The sequence below is a fragment of the Bradyrhizobium sp. P3_C3 genome, from assembly GCF_056402655.1.
Genome location: NZ_JBFUGY010000004.1, coordinates 282141 through 297413 on the forward strand (window position 1 = coordinate 282141; position 15273 = coordinate 297413).

At 64.3% G+C, this 15273-nt stretch carries 14 protein-coding genes; 8 read left to right on the plus strand and 6 right to left on the minus strand.

All coding sequences use genetic code 11. The annotated features are described in order from the left end of the window. Positions 1-1032 (minus strand): TRAP transporter substrate-binding protein, encoded by a 1032-nt coding sequence (locus AC1DW2_RS07470; protein ID WP_028147675.1) that lies wholly within the window; start codon positions 1030-1032, stop codon positions 1-3. A gap of 427 nt (positions 1033-1459) precedes the next feature. Between AC1DW2_RS07470 and AC1DW2_RS07475 the strand changes: the two genes are divergently transcribed. Both AC1DW2_RS07475 and AC1DW2_RS07480 read left to right on the plus strand, forming a co-directional pair. Further along, positions 1460-2947, plus strand: a complete 1488-nt coding sequence (locus tag AC1DW2_RS07475) for a caspase family protein (protein ID WP_477005601.1) — start codon at positions 1460-1462, stop codon at positions 2945-2947. Between the two features lie 323 nt (positions 2948-3270). Beyond that, positions 3271-4938, plus strand: a complete 1668-nt coding sequence (locus tag AC1DW2_RS07480; RefSeq protein WP_477005602.1) for a SulP family inorganic anion transporter — start codon at positions 3271-3273, stop codon at positions 4936-4938. 234 nt (positions 4939-5172) lie between these two features. On the opposite strand, the gene AC1DW2_RS07485 is transcribed toward AC1DW2_RS07480, so the two are convergent. Beyond that, positions 5173-5346 carry a hypothetical protein gene (locus AC1DW2_RS07485; RefSeq protein ID WP_155257718.1) on the minus strand — a complete coding sequence of 58 codons (174 nt, stop codon included), beginning with the start codon at positions 5344-5346 and terminating at the stop codon, positions 5173-5175. A gap of 119 nt (positions 5347-5465) precedes the next feature. Here AC1DW2_RS07485 and AC1DW2_RS07490 point away from each other — a divergent pair, with 119 nt between their 5' ends. From AC1DW2_RS07490 to AC1DW2_RS07505, 4 genes are all read left to right on the plus strand, one after another. Further along, the gene (locus AC1DW2_RS07490) at positions 5466-6779 is read left to right on the plus strand and encodes an ABC transporter substrate-binding protein (protein ID WP_063981582.1); all 1314 of its coding nucleotides are present in this window, start codon (positions 5466-5468) and stop codon (positions 6777-6779) included. A 149-nt stretch (positions 6780-6928) separates the two neighbouring features. After that, the gene (locus tag AC1DW2_RS07495) at positions 6929-7858 is read left to right on the plus strand and encodes a carbohydrate ABC transporter permease (protein ID WP_477005603.1); all 930 of its coding nucleotides are present in this window, start codon (positions 6929-6931) and stop codon (positions 7856-7858) included. Positions 7859-7861: 3 nt separating this feature from the next. Next, positions 7862-8713 carry a carbohydrate ABC transporter permease gene (locus tag AC1DW2_RS07500; RefSeq protein WP_085399493.1) on the plus strand — a complete coding sequence of 284 codons (852 nt, stop codon included), beginning with the start codon at positions 7862-7864 and terminating at the stop codon, positions 8711-8713. A gap of 51 nt (positions 8714-8764) precedes the next feature. Continuing rightward, positions 8765-9856, plus strand: a complete 1092-nt coding sequence (locus AC1DW2_RS07505; protein WP_063981580.1) for an ABC transporter ATP-binding protein — start codon at positions 8765-8767, stop codon at positions 9854-9856. A 128-nt stretch (positions 9857-9984) separates the two neighbouring features. Here AC1DW2_RS07505 and AC1DW2_RS07510 read toward each other — a convergent pair whose 3' ends face one another. From AC1DW2_RS07510 to AC1DW2_RS07520, 3 genes are all read right to left on the minus strand, one after another. After that, complete coding sequence (locus AC1DW2_RS07510; protein WP_477005618.1) at positions 9985-10344, minus strand: hypothetical protein; 360 nt, start codon at positions 10342-10344, stop codon at positions 9985-9987. A 118-nt stretch (positions 10345-10462) separates the two neighbouring features. Continuing rightward, positions 10463-11809: a Spy/CpxP family protein refolding chaperone gene (locus AC1DW2_RS07515; RefSeq protein WP_477005604.1), complete on the minus strand. Its 1347-nt coding sequence runs from the start codon at positions 11807-11809 to the stop codon at positions 10463-10465. Positions 11810-11913: 104 nt separating this feature from the next. After that, positions 11914-13338: an FAD-binding oxidoreductase gene (locus AC1DW2_RS07520; RefSeq protein ID WP_477005605.1), complete on the minus strand. Its 1425-nt coding sequence runs from the start codon at positions 13336-13338 to the stop codon at positions 11914-11916. Between the two features lie 84 nt (positions 13339-13422). Here AC1DW2_RS07520 and AC1DW2_RS07525 point away from each other — a divergent pair, with 84 nt between their 5' ends. Next, positions 13423-13917 (plus strand): thioesterase family protein, encoded by a 495-nt coding sequence (locus tag AC1DW2_RS07525; RefSeq protein WP_028147665.1) that lies wholly within the window; start codon positions 13423-13425, stop codon positions 13915-13917. Between the two features lie 66 nt (positions 13918-13983). Here the strand turns inward: AC1DW2_RS07525 and AC1DW2_RS07530 are convergent, their stop codons facing one another. Continuing rightward, on the minus strand, positions 13984-14157 hold the full coding sequence (locus AC1DW2_RS07530) for a DUF1328 domain-containing protein (protein ID WP_008556598.1): 174 nt from the start codon (positions 14155-14157) through the stop codon (positions 13984-13986). Between the two features lie 236 nt (positions 14158-14393). On the opposite strand from AC1DW2_RS07530, the gene AC1DW2_RS07535 reads away from it, so the two are divergent. After that, positions 14394-15273, plus strand: an 880-nt coding sequence (locus AC1DW2_RS07535; protein ID WP_477005606.1) for an ATP-dependent helicase, incomplete at its 3' end; no start/stop codon positions are given.

Consider the following 15273-nt stretch of genomic DNA (forward strand, 5'->3'; position numbering starts at 1 on the left):
TCAAGCTTGCGTCGCGCGGATGATGTCGATGACCGGCTTGGACTCCGGCCGCGCCTTGATGAAGTTCTCGTGCTGCGGCGCGACGCGCTTCTTGAAGGCTTCGCGGTCGCATTCGGCCACCGTCACCCCCTTCTCGGTCAAAGCCGTCAGCGCCTCCTTCTCGACGGCAAGCCCGTGGGCGCGCGTGTCGGCCGCGGCCTTCTTGGCGGCATCGAGGAAACCCTCGCGCAGCTTCGGATCCATGCGGTTGTAGGTCACGTCGCTGAAGTAGATCGCAAGCGGCGAGAAATTGTGCTGCGTCAGCGAGTAGAATTTTGCGGTTTCGAAGAACTTGCTGGCCAGGATCGTCGGCGGATCGTGCTCCAGCCCGTCGAGCACGCCGGCCTGGAGCGCCGTGTAGATCTCGCCGAAGGCCAGGGGCGTCGCGGCGGCGCCCATCAGGCGCAGGCATTCCGTGATCACCGGATTCGGCAGCGTCCTGATCTTGAGGCCGGCGAGATCCTCCGGCGTCTTCACCGGCTTCCTCGCGAGCACGCTGCGTGAGCCGAAATTATAGGCCCAGGCGATGATGCGGATGTTGCCACTCTTGAGCAGCGCGTCCTCGATCGGCTTGGCGGCGCCGGAATCGAACGCCTTGGTCTGCTGCGGGAAGCTCGAGAACAGAAAGCCGAGGTCGAAGGTGCCGACCAGCGGCACCAGGTTGGCGGAGATCGACGAGCCCGACACCATGAGGTCGATGACGCCGAGCTTCACCGAATTGATGACGTCGATCTCCTGCCCGAGCTGGTTGTCCGGGAAGAAGGCGACCTCGACCTGCTCGCCGAGCCCGTTGCCCTTCAGGTTCTTGACGAGGTTGTCGTAGTAGACGCGGCCGTTGGCGTATTTCGGATCGTTCGGCAGCGAGGAGGAGCATTTCAGCTTCAGCGTCGCCGCTTCGGCGCGACCGATGATGGCGGGAGAGAGAACGAGGCCGGCGGTAACCGCCGTCGACGACTTGATGAACGTGCGACGGCTCACGGGCACGATGGTCATGGCGCGGTCTCTCCCCGAATATTCTTGTTTACGGCCGAGATCGCTGCCGCGGCCTGTTGCGCGGACTGTATGGCCAAAGCGACGGGGCAGGCAAGGGTTGCAGCCGGCCGTCGCAAAGCGGCGGGTTGCGAACATCAACGGCATCGGCGCCGTCAAAACAACCATGTTTGTCCGGGATTCTCGATCGGATCGGCCTCGGGGCCGATGTGCGACAGGACGCTTCGCGCAGCAGCACGGATCAATCCAATTGGTGCATGGATCAATGCGCAATTCACATGGATGCCGCCGGAGCGATACCCGGCGGCTCCGGCAGACGCCCTGCCCCATTTTGCCGCAGCTTGCAGCGTGATCCAGTGCACAGACAGACGCGTGGCTGCGACCTAGAAAAGGTGACATCATCGTGCGCATTGCCGATGGAGGTGACACCATGCGCCGTCCAGTCCTTCGCAATTTGTTTCTTGCCTCCAGCCTTGTCGCGCTCACGCAATTGATGACGCCGACCGACGCCGACGCCGAGGCGCGGCTCGCACTCGTGATCGGTCAATCGGCCTATCGCACGGTGCCGGAGCTGCCCAACGCCGCCAACGACGCCAAGGGCATGACGGAGCTGCTCGGCAATGCCGGCTTCACCGTCACCACGGCGGCCAATTTGGCGCAGAACGAGATGCGCGCTGCGATCTCCGATTTCGCCGGCAAGGTCAGCGCCAGCGGCGCCGACACTGTCGCACTGGTGTTCTATGCCGGCCACGGCCTCCAGATCGACGGCGAGAACTATCTGGTGCCGGTTGATCTCGATCCCAAGCGCGAGGCCGACATTCCGCTTCAGGGCGTACGGCTGAACGATCTGCTCAACACGCTCGGCGCGCTGCCGACGCGCGCACGCATCTTCATGCTCGACGCCTGCCGCAACAATCCGTTCCCTGCGCTCAGCGGCGCCGGCCACGGGCTTGCAATCGTCGACACCAAGGCCGGCGCGCCCGGCTCCTTCATCTCCTATTCGACCTCGCCCGGCGCGGAAGCCGAGGACGGCTCCGGCATCGACAGCCCCTACACCACGGCCGCGCTGACCGTCGCCAAGCAGCCGAACCTGCCGATCGAGGAGGTGTTCAAGCGCATCCGCATCGCCGTGGCGCAATCGACCGACGGGCGGCAGATCCCGTGGGAAAGCTCGTCGCTGACGACCGACTTCAAGTTCTTCGGCGAGAGCAGCGGCGGACAGCCTGCTCTCCCGGGCGCATCCGCCATGGCACTCGCCAGCGGTACGCGCAGCGTCGCGGACTGGCGCAGGGATTTGCAGGGCAAGGACGCCAGGGCCGCCTATGAGCTCGTGATCGCGGACGACACCGTGTCCGCGTATCAGGCCTATGTCGAGCTGTACGCACAGGCCTCCTACACACCGCGCCTGCGCACGATCCTGGAGCGTCGGCGCCAGATGCTGGCCTGGGAGCGCGCCACCGCGATCAACACCCGCGCCTCGTTCGAGGCCTATCTGGCGAATTGGGACAACAGCGATCTCGCCGCAACCGCGCGCCGGCTGCTGCTCCGCGTGCAGAACCGCAACTATGCCTTGCCGGTCGCGGCCGCAGCGGCCCCTGCTCCGGTCGCGGTCGCAATGGCCCCAACCTGCCCGTGCTCGGCGCCGTCGACACCGGCAACGCCGGTCAATCCGGCGGTGGCGCCCGTCATCAAGAAGCGCGTCGACGACACGCCGCCGAAGCGAAAGCTGGTCGAGACGCCGCCGAAGCCGCGCCGGCCGCCGCCCGACGAAGTGATCTACGAGCGCGCGCCGCCACCTGGCCCGCCACCTGAAGCCGTGGGCGTCGGAATTGGCGTCGGGATTGGTCTCGGCATGGGTATGGGCGGCCGTGGCGGAGGCGRCTACGGACGCGGCGACTACAACCGCGGCAGGTACTGAGCCCCAGTTCACCAAGCGAATGGATGTCCGCAGGCCCTGCCTGCGGACATTTCTGTTGATGGTGGGCGGCCAGCAACTCTCGTGCCCCGGACGCAGCGCAGCGCTCCCGGCGATGCGACGCATCGTCCGGTGCGGTGCGCTGCAGAGCCGGGGCCCATGTACCAGCGAACTGTGCGGCGCGATGGGTCCCGGCTCTGCGCAGCAACGCTAGGCGTTGCAGCGCGTCCGGGACACGAGAGTTGCGGATATTTCGCCTTCTGTGGCCTTCCGGAAGTACTGTAGGCTGATCTGCTGACGCCAGCCTTTCCGGGGATTCCATATCGATGCCGCACGACGCGCCCGCCAAGAGCTCATGGCCGCTGTTCCGGTCACTCGCGTCCTATGCCCTGCCCGGCGACCTCATGGCGGGCCTGACGCTGGCGGCGATTGCGATCCCCGAGCAGATGGCCACGGCGCGGCTCGGCGGTTTTGCGCCGCAGATCGGCTTCTTCGCGTTCATGGCCGGCTCGTTCGGCTTCGCATTGCTCGGCGGCAATCGCTTCCTGTCCTGCGGCGCGGATTCCACGATCACGCCGATCTTCGCCGGCGGACTTGCCGCGCTCGCGGCCACCGGCTCGCCTGAGTATCAGGGGCTTGCGATCGCGCTGGCGCTGATGGTCGGCGCGATGATGCTGGCCAGCGGCGCTTTCCGCCTCGGCGGCATCGCCAATCTTTTGTCCGTGCCGGTGATGGTCGGCTTCCTCGCCGGCATCTCCGTCCACATCATCGTCTCGCAACTGCCGGGCGTGCTCGGGCTTCGATCACCAAGCGGGCCGACACTCGAACGCATCGGCGTGCTCGCGACCGAACTTGGCCGCACCAACCCATTTACGCTCTGCATCGGGCTCGGTGTGCTCGCCGTGGTCTTCATCGCCGAGAGGGTCAGCGCGAAAATTCCGGGTGCGCTGATCGGGCTCGTCGCCGCGACATTGGCCACAATCGCGCTCGGCCTCGAAAGCAAGGGCGTCAGCGTCGTCGGCGCGGTGCCCGGCACGCTGCCGCGGCCGACCTTGCCTGACCTTGCGCCGGAGCTGTGGGTGCGCCTGGTGCCGCTCGCCTTCGTCATCACCGTCGTGGTGATGGTGCAGACCGCGGCGACGACGCGGTCGTTCCCATCCGATCCCGACAAGCCCGCCGATGTCGATCGCGACTTCCTCGGTGCGGGCGCCGGCAGCGTGCTGTCCGGCCTGTTCGGCGCGTTTCCGGTCAATGCCAGCCCGCCGCGAACCGGGATCGTTGCCGAGACCGGTGGACAATCGCAGCTCGCGGGCCTTGCGGCCGGGGCAATCGTGCTGGCGCTGCTCGCGTTCGGGACGGGGCTGCTGCAGCACGTTCCGGACGCCGCGCTCGGCGGCATCCTGCTGTTCGTGGCGCTGCGGATCATCCGGGTGAAACAGATCGCCATGATCTACCGGCAATCGTTCAGCGAGTTCCTGCTGATCGTCGCCACTGCCGCGCTGATCATCGTGCTGCCGATCCAGCAGGGCGCCTTCCTCGGCATCGTGCTGTCGCTGCTGCACGGCATCTGGAGCACGACGCGCGCGCGTCTCGTCGAGTTCGAGCGCGTGCCGGGCACCACGATCTGGTGGCCGGCGCATCCGCACATCACCGGCGAGCGCATCGCCGGCGTCGCCGTGATCGGGCTCCAGGCGCCGCTGTCCTTCCTCAACGCGCCGGGTTTCCGCAGCGACGTGGCGAAAGTGCTCGGCACGTCGACGCCGCAACTGCTGGTGCTGGAGGCGAGCGGAATGGTCGAGATCGACTTCACCGCCGCGCAGATCCTGCTCGACGTCTTCAAGGCGTGCAGCGAACAGGGCGTCACCGTCGCGCTGGCGCGGCTGGAATCGGTGCGCGCGCAGAACGCGTTCGAACGTTTCAGACTGTTCGACGCCCTGCCCCGCGAACACGTCTTCCACAGCGTCGATGAAGCCGTGCGCAAGCTGGCGAAATAACCACCGCCTTCACTCGGTCCGCCGCCCCAAAGGGAGCGATACTTTTGGTCGCCGGCCAGTTCGCGGAGTAAGACCATGGCCGCCGCGTCAAAGCTAGCACTTGATTTCCTGCTGCGACGGGCGACAATGATGTCGCGCCAGCTTCCGGTACCGAACTTCATATAAGACGGGGAAAACCCGCTTGGCCGCGGCTATACCGTCGCTGCGCGGGAGGGATCGTTATGACGGTAGGGTTCAAGCGCTGGCTGCAGCGCCGACATGATCCAGGCCGCCGATCGTATCGCCGTTACGATTGGGTGCGATGCAATCGCGCCGCTGCTCCGCGAAGAACGCCCCCTGGTTCGCGGCGAACTCGCCACCCCGGCGCTGCAAGTGGAACGCCACCAAATGATCATCGAGCCAATACATTGCGGACGTTGTCGCGGGCGCATGCTTGGGCCACGGAGGCGCGATAGACTGAAAGGCACTCCAGGCCGGCGTTAGACTGGCCAAAGGATATTAGCTCAGACACACCGAGGGAGGAATGCATGACGACGGTAACCCGACGTAACATCCTCAAGGGCGGCACGGCGCTTGTGGGCGGCATGGCCGGCATCCTGGCCACTGGCAGGGCTCCCGTTTTTGCACAGGGCACCACGGTACACTGGCTGCGTTGGAATGACTTCGTGCCAGCTTCCGATCAGCTATTGCGCAAGGAGCTGCTGCCTGCTGCCGAGAAGGCGCTGGGAATCAAGATCAATCTTGAGACTGTGAATGGCAACGACCTGCAGCCGCGCATCACCTCGGCGATCCAGTCGGGCTCAGGTCCCGACATCATCATGCTCTTCAATAACCACCCGCAGATCTATTCGGAGAGCGTCATCGACCTGTCCGACATCGCAGGTCGTGTGAGCGAGGCCGAAGATGGCTATTATGATCTGTGCAAGTCCAACTCCGCCGACGGCCAAAAATGGATCTCTTTGCCGTGGACCATCGTCGGCGCCATGATCGCCTACCGAAAATCCTGGTTCGATGAGATCGGCTCATCGACCTTCCCGGACACTTGGGAGAAGTATCGCGAGGTTGGCAAGAAGCTCAAGGCCCAGGGCCGGCCGATCGGTCAGACGCTCGGCCACACGTTCGGTGACGCGCCGACGTTCAGTTACCCGTACATGTGGTCGTGGGGCGGCACCGAGGTCGAGAAGGACGGCAAGACTGTCAACATCAACAAGAAAGAGGTCATCGAGTCCGTCAAGTTCATGACGGCTTTCTGGAAGGAAGCCCACGACGAGGGCGGGCTTGCCTGGGATGACACCAACAACAACCGTGCGTTCCTGTCGCAAACCATCTGCGCCACCCTCAACGGCGCTTCGATCTACATCGAATCGCTGCGCAACCCTGACAAATATATTACTGAAAAAGGCGCACAGCTGAAGACCGACATCCAGCACTCGCCGTTGCCCAAAGGCCCGGCCGGCCAATTCGCCATGCACACCTATTTCTCTCACGTCATTCCGAACTATTCGAAGAATCAGGACGGTGCGAAGGCGTTGTTGAAGTGGGTCCATACCAAGGCGAACTACGAGCCGTGGTTCGTCTCCCAGAAAGGTTTCGCGACACCGCCGACCCACGAATGGGAGAAACACAAGTTGTGGGAAGAGGACAAGGTCATGGCGCCCTTCAAGATCGCCGGCCTCCTGGGTCAGACGCCCGGGTACCCTCTGCCCTCATCAGGCAAGAAGGCTGCCGAAGTGCTCACCAAATACATCATCACAGATATGTACGCCAAAGCGATCCAGGGCGCTCCGGCGGAGGATTCCGTGAAATGGGCGGAAGTCGAACTCAAGAAGGTCTATTCTTGAAAGTACGTGCGCAGCACGTCGCACGGCTGCGAAGTGGCTGCCGCGCGCCCCGCGTCTCGGACTTGTACGGTGCGCCGTCTCTCTGTGAGGCGGCGCGATCAAAGTTTCGCATGACGCGTCTGTTGGCGTGCGCTTAGAGGTGAAGCGAGATGGCGATCGCCGAGACCCAAGTCTACATGCCGCAGGCGCCGCGGCCCAGAATCCGGCTGCTTGAGGACGAGCGTTGGCTCGCATTCCTGCTGCTGGTGCCGACCCTGGCGCTGCTCGGTACGTTCATCGCCTATCCGTTCTTGCGCGGCATCTTGTTGTCGGTGACCAACTCGCGCGTCGGCGTTCCAGGCGAGTTCGTCGGCCTCGCCAACTTCTACAAGATCTTCAATGACGGGATCTTTCGCACCTCCGTCTACAACACGTTTCTTTATACGGGCGTAACCACCGTCTTCAAGCTGGCGCTCGGGCTGTGGCTGGCCATGCTGCTCAACCGGAATTTCCGCGGCAAGGCTTTCACCCGTGCTTTCATCCTGCTGCCCTTCATCATCCCGACCGTGCTCTCGACTTTCGCCTGGAAGTGGATGTTCGACCCGACATTTAGCGTCCTCAATTGGCTCCTCTACCATCTCGGTTTGATCAGYGGTCGGATCAATTGGCTTGGCGATCCGGACCTCGCCATGATCTCGATCATCATCGTCAACATCTGGCGCGGAGTGCCATTCTTCGCCATCAGCCTGCTCGCCGGCCTGCAGACCATCAGTCCCGAACTTAGCGAGGCCGCCGCCATAGACGGTGCCAGGCCGTGGCAGCGGTTCTGGCACATCACCTGGCCCCTGCTGCTGCCCGTGACCATGGTCGTGGTGCTGTTCTCGGTGATTCAGACGTTCGCCGACTTCCAGATCGTCTATGTGATGACAGGCGGCGGACCAGCCAATGCAACGCACCTGTTCGCCACCTACGCCTATCAGATCGGCATCGGCACCGGCCTCCTAAGCGAGGGCGCTGCCATCTCGCTCGCCATGTTTCCGGTCCTGTTTCTGGTCGTTATCATCCAACTTCTCTACATCCGCCGCGTGGAGGTCCGCTGAGCCATGATCGAGGGCGCAAGGTGGCGAAAGTGGGCGTTCTTCTACGTCCCCATGGCGATGTTCCTGCTTTTCCTGCTGTTCCCGTTCTACTGGATGGTGATCACTTCGGTGCGGCCGGACGGCGAGCTTTACCGACCCTGGAATTCGATCAACTACAATCCGTTCTGGACCTGGAACCCGACCTGGGACCATGTCAGGTACCTGTTCGAGGAGACGCTGTTTGCATCGTGGCTGTGGAACACGACGTTCATCGCGCTCGCGTCAACCGCCATCTCGCTCGTGTGCGGCGTGTTCGCCGGCTATGCTCTCTCGCGGCTGAACTTTCCATTTGCAGGCAGTCTGGGCACCGGCATCTTCATCACCTATCTGGTGCCTCAAACGCTGCTCTTCATTCCGCTGGCAGAGATCATCCGCAACTATCGGCTGGGTGACACGCCCTGGTCATTGATCCTGACCTATCCGACCTTTCTCATTCCGTTCTGCACCTGGCTCATGATGGGCTACTTCAAGGCGGTGCCCAAGGAGCTCGAGGAATGCGCGCGCATTGACGGCGCCTCGCGCTGGCAGGCCATGCTCTACATCGTCATCCCGGTGGCGATCCCGGGCATCCTCTCGGCCGGCATCTTCGCTTTCACCCTGTCGTGGAACGAGTTCATCTACGCACTTGTCTTCCTGTCCTCGCCTGGACAGAAGACCGTGCCGGTCGGCGTCACATCGGAGCTGATCCGCGGCGATGTATTCTTCTGGGGACCGCTGATGGCTGGCGCCCTGCTCGGATCGATCCCGGTTGCTATCGCCTATTCGTTTTTCGTCGAGCACTACGTCGCAGGACTGACTGGATCGGTGAAGGGCTGACAGCACCCCGGATCATCAGGAAAGTGGGCATGCGGAAGGCGGGTGGAGCGAATGGGCCAGGTCGTCCTCAAGGGGATCAACAAGTTCTACGACAGCGTGCACGCTGTCAAAGACGTCAATCTGCAGATCCGCGACAAGGAGTTCGTGGTGTTCGTCGGACCGTCCGGCTGCGGCAAGACCACGACGCTGAGAATGATCGCCGGGCTTGAAGCGATCAGTTCCGGCGACATTTCCATCGACGGAAACGTGGTCAATGAATTGGCGCCGATGGACCGCGACATCGCCATGGTGTTCCAGAACTACGCCCTGTACCCGCACATGAGCGTGCACGACAACATGGCGTTTGGCCTGAAGATGCGCAAATTCGAAAAGCCCGAGATTGACAAGCGCGTGCGGGAGGCGGCCGACATCCTCGGCATCGGTGAATTGCTAACGCGCAAGCCGCGCCAGCTGTCCGGCGGCCAGCGCCAGCGCGTGGCGTTGGGTCGTGCCATTGTGCGTCACCCCCGCGTGTTCCTGTTCGACGAGCCGCTGTCGAACCTCGATGCCAAGCTGCGGGTACAGATGCGCGTTGAGCTCAAGAAACTGCATCTCCGTCTCGGCACCACCGCCATTTACGTTACCCACGATCAGGTCGAGGCCATGACGCTGGGTGACCGGGTCGTCGTCATGAAAGACGGCGTGGTCCAGCAAGTGGGGGAGCCGCTCGAACTGTACAATCAGCCCGCCAACAAGTTCGTCGCCGGCTTCATCGGCTCCCCGGCCATGAATTTCGCCGCCGTTACGGTGACCGAGGCGAACGGATCGCTGATTGCCGAGAACTCCGGCCTGCGCATCAAGCTGCCGGACGAGACCGCGCAGCGGCTGCGCGGCCATATCGGACGCGAGGTCATGCTCGGCGTGCGGCCGGAGGACCTTACCGTGGCGGGTAGCGCTGATCTCGGCCACTCATGCTTCGATGCTGTGATTGAGGTGGTCGAGCAACTCGGCTCGGAAATCCTGCTCGATATGAAGGTCGGCGAGAGTATCATGGTGGCGAGCGTCGAGCCGACCGCGAGGGTGAGGGTGGGCGACAGGCTGCGCGTTGCCATGCGGCCTTCCAGGCTTCATGTTTTCGACGCGCAGACCGAGGCGGCCATCTAACCCCGGCAGAGGATCAATTCCACCGGTGAGCGGGAAGTCGCCTTCTTGTCACCAGCTTCGATGACGCCCGGAGAGCGCGATGGCACTTGGCTCGTTGCCGGGCACACCGGATTTACGAGTACACGCCTCTAGGCCAGGGTCGGATGATCCCGCTGCACCGTCTCCCGGATCCAGCTGGCATGGATCGCACGAAACAGGATCTGCGCGGTCTTGAGGTCGTTCGCCTTCATGCAGAGATCGACGATGCGATGGACTGCGTCATCGCGCATCAGCCCGTCGGAGATCTTCATCGCGATTTCCATCGCGACCTGGGCCGCGCGTTCATAGCGCTCACCTTCGCGCGTGTCGTTGCGCGCCGAACCGGCCGCGCTCGCGGCTGCGGCGTCACAGATCGCGCGGATGCGCTCGGCCGCCTCGATATCGCCGAGCGGTCCTTCGATCGTCTCGTCCCAGATGTCCGCCGGCTTCTGCTTTGCGAACCACTTCATCGCCCCGTCACCAATGGTCTTCCCGCCGCCGTAGTTCCGCGCTCCCGCCTCGCCCAGCATAGAGAGGCCGATCGAGATCGGCGAGGCGATTTTTCCGCCACGCATTATCGATATTCAGTCAGGACGTCCGACGCGGTCCGATGGCCTCGAACTGCGCCTTCTGCTCGTCATTCAGTGTGGCGTAGAAATCCTCCAGCGCCGCGCGAACCGACTTGACGCCGTCGAGCATCGTGTCGAGCCGCTTGCGAACCGCCGCCATTCGCGCCGGCGGCGTCATCACGTCGCTGGGCTCGCAGGCCGCCTTGAGCGATGCGCTGACCTTGGCGCTGGTATCCTGGAGCACCTGTAGCGCAGCACGCTGGGTGTCGTTGGGATGAAGCCTCGCCTCGATGTCAGTGCTGGGCCAATCGAGCGCAGCAGGCGTCGCGCAATTCTGGACCAGCGATGCCCCGGTGTTGCTGGAAGCCGTCGCACGACGCTGATCCTCGGCCAGCGCATTGAAGCGCGCCTTCTGCTCGTCGGTGAGCGCGCCGTAGAATCTATCGAGGGCGGGCTGAACGAGATCGACGGCTTTCTCCATCGCCACGATGCGCTGCTGCATCGCCGTCAGCCGACCTGGCGCTGTCGCCGCGACCTGCGACGGGCAGGACGCGCGGATCATCTCGGACGCCTGGATCGAGGCATTGCCGAGTTCGTCGAGGCTTGCGCCTTGCGCCTCGGTCGGCTGCACAGCGGCGGCGATCTGGTCGATCGGCAGACCGACGATTTCGCGGCGGTCGCTGCCGCAAAGCCGATCCAGCGGGACGCCGCGCGCCTGGCGCCGTCCCTGCGGCCGCTGCGGCAGATAGGCCGAGAGACCGTCATAGCCATAGGGCCCGAAGATGCCGGCATAGATGTCCGGATAGCCGTAGCCCCAGAAGCCGAGACCGTCGCCCCAGATCGTGTAGTCGTAGAGATCGTTGTAGGCGAACGGCCAGAACAGCGGTCCGACCCAGCCATAACCGCCGCCCGCATGTTGCCACCACCCGCTGCTGGCGCCGTGCCAGCCGGCCAGTGCGGCCGCCGCTGCGATCTGGGCTCGCGCGGCCGGATTGCTGATCAGACGGCCGTTGCGGAAGGCGCTGGAATGCACGTTGAGGGCGTTGCGAAAATTCGCAGGACGGACGGCCGCATTGCGGATCTGGCCGAAGTTCGGGCCGCGATGTCGCGCGCCAGTTGCGAAGCGGGGCCCGCCATGATGCCCGCCGCCATGCGCGTGCCCGAAGCCATGACCACCAAAATGGCCGCCTCCATGATGACCACCACCATGATGACCGCCGCCGTGATGGCCACCGCCATGCCCGCCTCCATGCCCGCCTCCGTGCCCACCACCATGGCCGCCACCGTGCCCGCCCTTGCCCAGAGCCGTGCCCGCCAGCATGCAGGCAAGCGCCATCACGGCAATTCCAATGACAGGTCGCAACATCGCATCCTCCCGCAGAGCCGCGCCATCGAGGCATCGGAAATTGACGGGATTGGAACCGGCCTGACTGCCGAAAGTTCCGCGACCGCGACGCAGCCGCCCGCGCGCTATGCCTCCGGCACGATCTTGCCAGGATTGAAGATATTCAGCGGATCGAGCGCCTTTTTCAGCGCCCGCATCGCGTCGAGCGCTTCCGGGCCGAGTTCCGCCTTGAGATATTTCTGCTTGCCCTGGCCGATGCCGTGCTCACCGGTGCAGGTGCCGTCCATCGCCTGCGCGCGCTCGACCAGGCGATGCATGAACTCCTCGCCACGCGCCATCTCGTCGGCATCGTTGGTGTCGCAGACCAGCGAGCAGTGGAAATTGCCGTCACCGACATGGCCGACGATCGGCGACAGCAGGTTGAGGCGCTTGAGATCTTCCTCGGTCTCGCCGACGCAATCGGCAAGCCGCGAGATCGGCACGCAGACGTCGGTTGCAACCACGCCGATGCTGTCGCCGGGACGCAGCGCCTTCACCGACCAATAGGCGTCGTGCCGCGCCTGCCACAGCTTGGTGCGATCCTCCGGCTTGGTGGTCCAGGAGAAATCGCCGCCTCCGCAATCCTTTGCGATCTCGCCGAAGGCCTTGGACTGCTCGCCGACCTCGACCTCGCTGCCGTGGAATTCCATCAGCAGCAGCGGCGTTTCCGGCAGCGTCAGCTTCGAATAGGCGTTGCAGGCCTTCACCTGCGCGGCGTTGAGCAGCTCGATGCGCGCCACGGGAATGCCGGTCTGGATCGCCAGGATCACGGCCTGACATGCCCCGTGCACGGTCTCGAACGACACCGCACCGGCCGCGATCGTGTCAGGGATGCCGCGCAGGCGAATGGTCAGCTCGGAGATGATGCCGAGCGTGCCTTCGGCGCCGACGAACAGATGCGTCAGGTCGTAGCCGGCGGAGGATTTCTTGGCGCGCGTGCCTGTGGTGATGATCTCGCCGTCGCCGCGCACGACCTTCAGCGCCAGCACGCTGTCGCGCATGGTGCCGTAGCGCACCGCGTTGGTGCCGGAGGCACGGGTCGAGGCCATGCCGCCGAGCGAAGCATCCGCGCCGGGATCGATGGGGAAGAACAGGCCCTGGTCGCGCAGATGCTCGTTCAGCGCCTTGCGTGTGACGCCGGGCTGGATCACGCAGTCGAGGTCCTCGGCATGCACCGCGAGCACCTTGTTCATGTCGCGCAGGTCGATCGAGATGCCGCCGGCGGGCGCGTTGACCTGGCCCTCCAGCGAGGTGCCGGTGCCGAAGGCGATGACGGGCACGCGGTTCTTGGCGCAGATCCGCACCACGTCCTGGATGTCGGCAGTCTCCTGCGCCATCACCACGCCGTCCGGCGGCTGGTTGACGATCCACGTGGTGGTATGGCCGTGCTGCTCGCGAACGGCCCGCGAGGTGATGAGGCGGTTGCCGAACCGTGCGGCAAGCTGCTCCAGCGCGCTTGCGAGGGCTTTCGGCTCAACCCGCGGCGGATTATTGGTGATGGTCGTACCCACGGACATTCCTCCCGACAGAAGAACCGTGGCAAAGGACATCTAACCGGTCAAGTCAAGCGACCGCGCGCATAGCAGGAAAGACACATGCCGGAGACCGCCGCTGCCGAGCCGTTCCGCTCGTCGATCATGCAGATCGAGCCGCAATGGATCGACTATAACGGCCATCTCAACATGGCCTATTACAACGTGATGTTCGACCGCGCGATCGACCAGATGTGGTTACAGCTCGGGATCGGGCCGGGCTACATGAAGGAGCGAGGCGGCTCGACCTTCACTGCCGAATGCCATGTGCGGTATCTGCGCGAAATCCACCTCGGCGATCCCGTGCAGGTGTCGGTCTGGCTGCTCGAAGCCGACGACAAGCGGCTGCATACGTTCCAGGAGTTGCGGCACGCGACCGAAGGCTGGCTGTCGGCGACCTCCGAAAACATGTCGCTCCACATCGACATGGGCTCGCGAAAGGTGGCGGCCTTTCCGCCCGATATCCGGCAGCGCATCGCAGCGGTCGTGGGCGCCCACGGCGCCGTGCCGCGGCCCGAGGGCATCGGCCGGAACGTGGCGATGCCCTCGAAGCGGTAGTGCATGATCTGATCCGAAAGAGTGTGAAGCAGTTTTCCAGTAAGATCATGCACCCATCAGACCGCGCTATATCCTGTTGCGGCCGCGGGCAAGGCCCACCACGGCCGAAACCAGGAACAGCACGACCGCGATGAAGAAGATGATCTTGGCGATCTCGATCGAGGCGCCGGCGATGCCGCCGAAGCCCAGGATGCCGGCGATCAGTGCGATAACCAGAAACGTCACAACCCAGCCTAGCATGGTCAAACCCTCGTCTTGATGTCTGTCTGCGTCGGCGCGGCTGGCCGCGCCACCTGTCCAGACAATCTCGACGCGGGAACGATGGTTCCGGCCCAGGCAAGCTGGAAATTCGCCCTCGCCGATGGAACAAATCGGCCCGCCGCGCACGTGGAAAACCGCTCCCGGCGCCCCATATAGGCAGCAATCCCTGTTAAGAAGGCTCCCTTCCACCACCCCGCGGTGCCATCGTGGGGCCAATGATTCGCATGACCGAGCCGAGCAAAATCACCAGCGTACCCGACCACCAGCCCGCAGCCGGCGGCATCGCCGCGCGTGCGCGCGCCTCCGTGGGCCCGAAATATCTGTCCGGGCTCAATCCCGAGCAGCGCGACGCCGTGGAGACGCTGGACGGCCCGGTTCTGGTGCTGGCCGGCGCCGGCACCGGCAAGACGCGCGTGCTGACCACGCGCATCGCCCACATCCTCAGCCAGGGCCGCGCCCGCCCCGCCGAGATCCTGTCGGTGACCTTCACCAACAAGGCCGCGCGCGAGATGAAGCACCGGCTCGGCCAGATGCTCGGCCACGCGGTCGAAGGCATGCCGTGGCTCGGCACGTTCCACTCCATCGGCGGCCGCATCCTGCGCACCCATGCCGAGCTGGCGCAGCTCAAATCGAACTTCACGGTGCTCGACACCGATGACCAGGTGCGGCTGCTCAAGCAGCTGCTGCAGGCCGACAACATCGACGACAAGCGCTGGCCGGCACGCATGTTGGCCGGCCTGATCGACGGCTGGAAGAACCGCGGCCTGACACCGTCGCAGGTGCCGTCAGGCGAAGCCGCCGTGTTCGCCAACGGCAAGGGCGGCAAGCTCTATGCGAGCTACCAGGAGCGGCTGAAGATCTTGAACGCCGCCGATTTCGGCGATCTGCTGCTCGAAGACATCCGCATCTTCCGCGAGCACCCGGATATCCTCCGGCAGTACCAGCAGCGCTTCAAATTCATCCTGGTCGACGAATATCAGGACACCAACGTCGCGCAATATCTGTGGCTGCGGCTGCTGTCGCAGGCGCCGACGGCTTCTTCCTTCACCTCTCCCCGCGTGCGGGGAGAGGTCGACGCGCAGAGCGCGGCGGGTG